We start from the raw sequence: 7,219 nt of genomic DNA on the forward strand, positions 1-7,219 counted from the left end.
CCGTCGACCGGAGGCGTACTTCTGCGGGGCGGTGCTACCGCCGGGAAAGCTGCCGCTGTCCGAGGAACACGGCGCGGGCGATCTCCTGCGAGTCGACCCGGACGACGACGGGCCGGTCGGCCAGCCGTTCCACCGCGGCGGCGAGGGTGCGCAGGCCGCCGCCGTGCCCGAGCATCCGCTCCAGCTTGGACAGCGGGATGACGGCCTCGTTCTCGCCGGCCTCGCCGAGCAGGGCGAGCGTGCCGCCGGGGCGGGCCTGGACGACACCGCCGGTGGCCAGGTGCGGGACCGGCACGTGCAGGCGGGGGAAGCCGAAGGAGCGGCCGCCGAACTTCGGGACCCAGTCCGGGATGCTGATGTGGATGCCGGCGAGCGCGCCGAGCAGGCCGTTCAGCGCGTTGGCGAGGCCGGTCATCGGGGCGAGCATCGCGTTGCCGAGGCCGCGCAGCAGGGGGCCGGCGTTGTGCACCAGGCCGCCCACCGCGGAGCCGATGGCCTTCATGGCGTACGAGACGCCCTTCTGCAGCAGCTTGGTGATCTTGTCCATGTTGATGAACTGCGCGATGAGCGGGGTCAGCAGCGTCATCACCAGGCCGAAGGGGTTGGCGGCCATCGCCAGGTTCAGCCCCTTCTGCGCCAGCGAGGCGCCCTTGAGCCCCTTGCCGAGGCCGCCCATGGACTTGCCGCCCCGGTCGGCGTTCTTCGCGGCCTTGCCGACGGACTTCTCGACGGCGTCCGACTGCTGCTTGACGCTCTTCAGCTCACCATGGGCCCCCTTGGCGGCGGCCTTGAGCTTGTCGAAGGACGACTTGAGCTTGTCGGTACCGGTCCGCGCCTTGCCGAGCCCGCCGTCGGCGTCCCGCGAGGCCGACTTCACCTTGTCGAGCCCACCACCACCCTGGGTCGCGGCGGTCTTGAGCTTACCGAGGGAGGTGTGCAGGTGGTCGGCGCCGGCCTTGACTGTGCCGAGAGCCGGGGTGACCTGGCCGGCGGTCGATCTGATACGGCCTACGGCGGTGTCGGCGGTGGCCGTCGCCTGCCGCAGGCCGCCGACGCTTCCGGCTGCCTGGCCCAGCGCTGTGCGGAAACGCCCGATGCTGGAGGTCGCCTGATTCAGTGCGCTTGCGAGACCCACGGTTCATCATCTCCTTCAGTGATCACGGGGGAACGGGACACGGTCACATGACCCCTTCGAGTGCTTTGACCCGTTGTTCGAGCGATGCCAAGCTCTTACTGGCGCGGGACGCGTTGTTCGCTGCCAGCCGGGCGCTGTTGTTGGCGCTCTGCAACAGGTTGTCGGCCCGTTTGGCGTCGACCTGCGCCTTGCGGGCGGTTTCCTGCGCCTCGCGGGAAGTGGACTTGGCGCGGTTGACCTGTCGGGTGAGTTCCTGTTCAAGCGTCTGGGCGCTTTCCTGCACGGTATCCAGAGTTGTACGGAAGATTAGTTCCGCTTCTTCCCTGTCCTTCTTCCACTGTGCTTCCGCGGCCTTCTTGGCTGCGTTCTCTCGACCGTAGATGATGCCGTTAGCGCCCAACCAGCTGGGGCCCACCGGCTTTCCTGCGAAGGTGATCCCCTTCTCGTCCCACTTGAAGAGCGAGTGGTCGATCTTCAGAAACTGGCTGCCCATGGAGACGGCCTGGACCTGGATGTCTTTGATCCATTCCCCCTTCAGCCGGGGAAACCAGTCATTGATGACGGCGGTTGCGGTCGTCTGTGCCTGCTGTGCGGCCACGGCGCGCGCTTGACCAGGGTCGTAGGGTGTGGCATTCGTAACCATCGAACCTCCTCGTGATCCGTGCCATGACGGATGGCGGATGGAAAAACCCCTGCCCGGAGCCGGACAGGGGTGGGCAGTGGTCCGTCGTCTATGCGGTGATGACGGTGACGACGGCGGCCAGGAACACACCCAGGAAGATGAGCGTGGTCGGCACCAGAGCGATCAGTGCTTTGCGGTAGATGCGGAGGGCGGTGTCGAGCAGACTCACGAGTTCCGCCTTCTCCGGGGACGCGGCGTCGTAAACGACCCTGACCGTGTCTCCGGGACTTACGGACACGTTTCGTACGTGGACCGAGTCCGCGCTGTATTCCGTACCGTCGGGCAGCGTGTAGGAGAAGGACACCGAGGCCTCGCCCTCGTTCCAGGACAAGAACGTGCACAGACCGGTGGTCTCGATCCCCGAGGCCTGGAGCAGCCGGGCTGCCCGGTACTTGCGGTACGTGTGGACGAGGACCACGCAGAACACGGCAGGAATCAGCGTCAGGGCCCCCAGGCCGGGCAGTTTGTCCATCGACGTTCCCCCTCCAGTCCGACGCCGGTGCATCGGGCGAAGCCATGCTAGTGACCTGAGTCGGAGATTCGTCGGCAGTAGGCGGCTACTTTGTCGAGGCTCTCGTCGGCGGTTTTCGTCCAGATGAACGGCCTGGGGTGTTCGTTCCAGTCGGCGAGCCAGCTGCGGATGTCCCGTTCAAGGGCCTGGACGGAGCGGTGGACGCCTCGCTTGAGCTTCTTCTGCGTGAGCTCGGCGAACCACCGCTCCACCAGGTTCAGCCAGGACGAACTCGTCGGCGTGAAGTGGAGATGGAAGCGCGGGTGCGCCAGCAGCCACTGCTTGACGGCGGGCGTCTTGTGGGTGACGTAGTTGTCCAGGATCAGATGGACATCGAGGTCGGCGGGGACTTCCTTGTCGAGCTTGGTCAGGAACTTCTTGAATTCGACGACCCGGTGGCGCCGGTGCAGGGAGCCGATCACCTTTCCGGTGGCGACTTCCAGTGCGGCGAACAGGGTGGTGGTGCCGGCGCGGACCTAGTCGTGGCTGTGGCGTTCGGGAACGCCGGGAACCATCGGCAGCACGGGCTGGGACCGATCGAGAGCCTGGATCTGGGACTTCTCGTCCACGCAGAGGACCAGAGCCTTCTCCGGCGGGTCGAGATACAGGCCCACGACATCGCGGACCTTGTCGATGAACAGCGGGTCCGTGGACAGCTTGAACGTCTGCGACCGGTGCGGCGCCAGTGCGAACGCCCGCCAGATCCGCGGAGACCGCGGACTTCGACATGCCCGTGGCCGCCGCCATCGACTTGGTCGACCAGTGGGTCGCGTTCTTCGGCTTCTCCTCCAGCGTTTTGACGATGGCCCGCTCGACGTCCGCGTCGGTGATCTTCCGGGGACGCCGGGCCGCGGCTCGTCGGACAGGCCGTCCAGGCCCCGTTCGAGGAAGCGCCTCCGCCAGGTGCGGACCGTGTCCGGAGTGACCCGCAGCCTGCGTGACACCGGGCCGGGCACTGTAGCCTTTGCCGGGAACCGACCTCGGTCGTAACAGGTCACGAATCAACGCGCCATGGCGTGGGTGAGTGAGGGCGGCGGTATGGGCGGGCCGGCGATTCCTGTTGCCGTGATTGCGGCGTTTGTACTCTTCTTCTCGTGGGGGATCTATTGGCGGGGGCGCGCCTTACGGACGCGCGGGATTCGGACGCGGGCGAGATGTGTGGGGACCCGGAATGAGAACGGCCTGACCGAGTTGTTGGTGCAGTTCTCCGTCGAGGGAGGGTCCATGCGGGTCGCGGTGGGTCCGTTCAAGTGGCCTCCCGTCTCGGTCGGTGGCTCGGTCGAGGTGGTCTACGACCCGAAGGACCTGAGCAACGTCCTGATGCCCGACGAGGTCGGGACCGGCCGCGTCGCGCTCCTGTTCACCATCGGCTCCAGCCTGCTGCTCCTCTTCTGCGTGCTGGCGATCGTCATCACCTTCGCCGTCTGAGTCGCCGGCATGAAGAAGGTGGTCGAAGGGGGGCCTTGGGGGTGGCTGAACTTCCTGGGGGTCGGTGTGTTCTTCGCAGCCGTACCCGCGGCTGCTGCTGCGGGCGGCCGATGTCCCGGCCGGCGCCGACAAACGCCAGGAGAACGTCACACCGTGGACGGGCCCGCTGACCGCCTACGAGGTCAAGTACTACCTTGCGGTGGCGGCCGGATTCCTGGCAGGCGCAGTGACCGTCGCACTGCTGCTCGGCGCTTGAGGCGCAAGGCGGGGCGCCGGGAAGGACGCGTCATTGGCGAAGTGGTTCCGGAGTTCAGGAGCTGACCCGCCGGGGGGCGGGTGGATGAGGGGGCGAAATGGGTGGGCCGGCGATTCCTGTTGCCGTGATTGCGGGGTTCGTACTTTTCTTCGCGTGGCCGATCTATCGGCGGGGGCGCGCCTTGCGGACGCGTGGGCGTCGTACGCGGGCGACCTGTGTGGCCACCCGAACCGAGAACGGCCGGACCAGGCTGTTGGTGCAGTTATCTGTCGAAGAAGGTTCCAACCGGATCGAAGTGGGACTGTTCAAGTGGCCTCCCACCTCGGTCGGTGGCACGGTCGAGGTCGTCTACGACCCGCAGGATCTGAGCAATGTCCTGATGCCGGACGATGTCGGGACCGGTCGCGTCGCGCTGCTGCTGGCCATCGGCTCCAGCCTGCTGCTCCTCTTCTGCGTGCTGGCGATCGTCATCACCTTCGTCACATGGTGATGACTTGCTCAAGTGGCCGCCAGTGTGCCGGTGTTCATCGCGTCGCGGAAACGGTTCCCGGGCGCGGTGTGTTGTGCGCAACTGCTCGTTGACGGCGCATCAGGTAATGTCCATCCGCCCGGTCAGGCAGGTGGGCGTGCCGTTCCCGGCCGGGGGCGGCGAGGGGGCGGGGCCGGCCTTCGCGGTGCGGTCGATCGTGAGGGCGACCTGGGGTGGACGCGAGCGGAAACCGCCGCCAGGAGGCCGAGCTGGCCGAGATCCTGGCGGTACTGCGGCGACTGGTCAAGGAGTTCGGCGACGGGGGCGACGCCGTGTACACGGAAGCCGAGGTCGAACGCAGGGAGTTCGCCGCGTATGCGCATGGCTGGAAAGATGCCCTGGCCTCGCTGCCCGCGCAGTTGCGCCGGCCCGAACTGACCTTGCTGGAAGGCGGAGAGGTCATTCCCTTCCCGGAGAGGCAGGGCGTGCCGGAGGAGGGGGAGGGCGCGTGCGGCGACGGACCGGTCGACGGCGGTGCGGTCCCCGCCCCGCCGCGTCCCCGGTTCGCGCAGAAGAGTCCCCGGTCGAAGGCGCCGACCATACCGAAAGTGGAACGCGGAAGGTCCCGGCGGAAGGACCGCCGGGACTTCTTCGATCACTGAGCGCTCAGGACAGGTCGTCCGAGGGGTGCGGACGCGCGGCCGGCGGGCCCGACGGATGCGCGTGCGGGCCGGGCGACCGCGACGCCGGCGGTTGCGGGTCCGGCGGCACCGACGGCTGCGGAACCGGGGCCGGAGGCGTCTGCGGGAACGGCAGGACCGTCGCGCCGTCCGCCGTCCGGGCCGCCGGATCCGTTCCCTCGGCCCGCCGCGCCTCGTGCTCGCCCCGGTCGCGCCAGCCCTGCCCGTACGCCCGGAACTCCCGCCGTTCGATCTCCGACCGCGTGGTGACCACCAGGTCGGGAGGGAGGGGGCGCCCCCGCAGGCGTTCGGCCAGCGTGCGCCGCAGCTCGCCCGTTGCCTCGACGTAGTCGATCCCGCCCGGCACCGCGCCCTCGTTCTTCGTCACTCGGCCCCATCCCTCCGCACCGCTCTCCCCGTGATCGAACACATGAGCGATTACCCATCGAGAATACCCGACACCCTCCTGATGCCGACCGGAAAACAGGGGGGCGCTTCAGGCCACCTCGTACGTGCCGCCGACCCGGATGACGCTGCCGCTCGCGAACGCCGTACCGAACACACCCCCGCTGCCGATCTGCCCGATCCCGGAAGCGGACGCCGAGGTCGGACCCCACAGTGTGTACGAGGTCGCGCCGGTCGACGCCCCCGGCTGGGCGGCGAGGATCGCTCGGTTGCCGGGCACGGTCGCCACGCCGTGGAACTGCGGCAGGCCGCCCAGCGCCCCGGCGGTGACCGGGAGGCCAAGGCTGTAGGAGCCGCTGCCGTAGGCCGTGGTCGAGCCGAAGGTGACCAGCGCGGTGAAGTGGCACACCTTGCCCACCACCGCGTACTTGCCGGTCAGCGTGCCGTTCCCGATCGCGGGCGCGGTCGTCGTCGCCGTCCAGGCGGGGGTGTACGTGTTCCACGCGCCGAGCGCGATCCACGCCGAGCCCGTGTAGTAGCTGAGCGTCCCGGGCGTGGTCAGCCAGGCGACCATGCCGGCCGCCGGGGTGGTGACCGCCGCGTCCCGGTCGGCGGCGGTGGCGTACCGCAGGATCGTCCGCCCGTCGATGCCCTCGGCCAGGGACTGCAGGTGCAGGGGCAGGTTCGCGGGATCGGTGGGCTGGGGATAGGGGAGTGCGTTGAGGGGGGTGTAGCTCGTCATGGGTCATCGCTCCCTGCGTACGACGAGGGGAACCGGGGGACTACGAGAAGAACTGGACCAGTTCGGTCGCCGTGGGGTTGCGGGCCGGCGGTTCCGGGGCAGCGGACGGCGACTCGGCGGCGTCCGCACCGGTCGTCCGTCCGTCCGTACCCGGCCGCGGCACCGGCTTCGGGTACTCCAGCGGTTCCGCGTCCTCGTCCCGGTTGACCGTCGCGAACATCCAGTTGGCCTCGGCGAGTTGGTCGACGACGGCGGCGAGGAGGTAGTCGCCGACCGACCACTCGGCGGCATCGCCGTGCAACTCCCGCAGCGTCGCGCTGTCCTGCGGCAGGTACCTGACCAGCACCGCGAGCCGGCGCGAGGAGAGCCGTCCGCGGTGCCAGTCCAGCAGGTCCACGCCGTAGTGGCGGAGCAGGTCCGCTTCCAGGGCCTCGGCGTGCTCGTCGACCAGCTCGCCGAGGCTCAGCCTTCCCCCAGGCCGAGCCCGGTCTCCTTGCCGTACGCCTCCATGATCGCGGCGATGTCCTGCATGGTGATGTCGTGCCGGTCGAACCGGGCGTACTGGGCGTCGCCGAGTAGCACGCGCAGCAGCCCGTCCACGTCGTTGTCGTCCAGCCGGCGCAGGGCGTGGGCGGTCTTGCGGGTCAGCTCGGTGGGGAGCGTGAAGGTGTCGCCGTCGATGGTGAACGACCAGCTGCGGCCGAGCGCCTCCAGGCGCTGGGCCCGGGCGGCGCTGACGTCGAAGCCTGCCATGGATCAACTCCGTTCGTGCAAGAGGGATGGGGGTGCGGGCGGGGGGGGGGGCGGGGGGGGGGGGGCCGCCCCCCCCCCCCCGGGGGGGGGCCGCCCCCCCCGCCCGGGGGGTAGCCCGGGGGCGAAAAAAAGAAGGGGGGCACCCGCTGGGTGTGGGC

General features: G+C 69.1%; 11 protein-coding genes and 1 pseudogene. 4 read left to right on the forward strand and 8 right to left on the reverse strand.

Annotated elements, in window-relative coordinates; translation table 11 throughout:
- Nucleotides 1–34: 34 nt before the first annotated feature.
- From ACZ3ZD_RS17380 to ACZ3ZD_RS17395, 4 genes and pseudogenes are all read right to left on the reverse strand, one after another.
- On the reverse strand, nucleotides 35–1,135 hold the full coding sequence (locus ACZ3ZD_RS17380) for a hypothetical protein (protein ID WP_467397829.1): 1,101 nt from the start codon (nucleotides 1,133–1,135) through the stop codon (nucleotides 35–37).
- A gap of 43 nt (nucleotides 1,136–1,178) precedes the next feature.
- Nucleotides 1,179–1,778 carry a hypothetical protein gene (locus ACZ3ZD_RS17385; protein WP_467397831.1) on the reverse strand — a complete coding sequence of 200 codons (600 nt, stop codon included), beginning with the start codon at nucleotides 1,776–1,778 and terminating at the stop codon, nucleotides 1,179–1,181.
- A gap of 88 nt (nucleotides 1,779–1,866) precedes the next feature.
- Nucleotides 1,867–2,289, reverse strand: a complete 423-nt coding sequence (locus ACZ3ZD_RS17390; RefSeq protein WP_467397833.1) for a hypothetical protein — start codon at nucleotides 2,287–2,289, stop codon at nucleotides 1,867–1,869.
- 47 nt (nucleotides 2,290–2,336) lie between these two features.
- Nucleotides 2,337–3,326 (reverse strand): annotated as a pseudogene (locus ACZ3ZD_RS17395) (IS630 family transposase).
- A gap of 160 nt (nucleotides 3,327–3,486) precedes the next feature.
- On the opposite strand from ACZ3ZD_RS17395, the gene ACZ3ZD_RS17400 reads away from it, so the two are divergent.
- The 4 genes from ACZ3ZD_RS17400 to ACZ3ZD_RS17415 all read left to right on the forward strand — a co-directional run bounded on the left by ACZ3ZD_RS17400 (nucleotide 3,487) and on the right by ACZ3ZD_RS17415 (nucleotide 5,143).
- The gene (locus ACZ3ZD_RS17400; protein ID WP_467397836.1) at nucleotides 3,487–3,756 is read left to right on the forward strand and encodes a hypothetical protein; all 270 of its coding nucleotides are present in this window, start codon (nucleotides 3,487–3,489) and stop codon (nucleotides 3,754–3,756) included.
- A 64-nt stretch (nucleotides 3,757–3,820) separates the two neighbouring features.
- A complete protein-coding gene (locus tag ACZ3ZD_RS17405; RefSeq protein ID WP_467397838.1) occupies nucleotides 3,821–4,012 on the forward strand; it encodes a hypothetical protein in 192 nt (63 codons plus the stop codon).
- A 217-nt stretch (nucleotides 4,013–4,229) separates the two neighbouring features.
- The gene (locus ACZ3ZD_RS17410) at nucleotides 4,230–4,502 is read left to right on the forward strand and encodes a hypothetical protein (RefSeq protein ID WP_467397841.1); all 273 of its coding nucleotides are present in this window, start codon (nucleotides 4,230–4,232) and stop codon (nucleotides 4,500–4,502) included.
- A gap of 212 nt (nucleotides 4,503–4,714) precedes the next feature.
- Nucleotides 4,715–5,143, forward strand: coding sequence for a hypothetical protein (locus ACZ3ZD_RS17415; protein ID WP_467397843.1), 429 nt, complete (start codon nucleotides 4,715–4,717; stop codon nucleotides 5,141–5,143).
- 4 nt (nucleotides 5,144–5,147) lie between these two features.
- Here ACZ3ZD_RS17415 and ACZ3ZD_RS17420 read toward each other — a convergent pair whose 3' ends face one another.
- From ACZ3ZD_RS17420 to ACZ3ZD_RS17435, 4 genes are all read right to left on the reverse strand, one after another.
- Nucleotides 5,148–5,549 carry a hypothetical protein gene (locus ACZ3ZD_RS17420; RefSeq protein ID WP_467397845.1) on the reverse strand — a complete coding sequence of 134 codons (402 nt, stop codon included), beginning with the start codon at nucleotides 5,547–5,549 and terminating at the stop codon, nucleotides 5,148–5,150.
- A gap of 108 nt (nucleotides 5,550–5,657) precedes the next feature.
- A complete protein-coding gene (locus ACZ3ZD_RS17425; RefSeq protein WP_467397848.1) occupies nucleotides 5,658–6,308 on the reverse strand; it encodes a hypothetical protein in 651 nt (216 codons plus the stop codon).
- A gap of 40 nt (nucleotides 6,309–6,348) precedes the next feature.
- Nucleotides 6,349–6,705 (reverse strand): hypothetical protein, encoded by a 357-nt coding sequence (locus tag ACZ3ZD_RS17430; protein ID WP_467397850.1) that lies wholly within the window; start codon nucleotides 6,703–6,705, stop codon nucleotides 6,349–6,351.
- Nucleotides 6,706–6,770: 65 nt separating this feature from the next.
- Nucleotides 6,771–7,061: a hypothetical protein gene (locus ACZ3ZD_RS17435; protein ID WP_030342363.1), complete on the reverse strand. Its 291-nt coding sequence runs from the start codon at nucleotides 7,059–7,061 to the stop codon at nucleotides 6,771–6,773.
- Between the last annotated feature and the right edge of the window lie 158 nt (nucleotides 7,062–7,219).

It is taken from the genome of Streptomyces sp. NPDC023481, assembly GCF_055560195.1.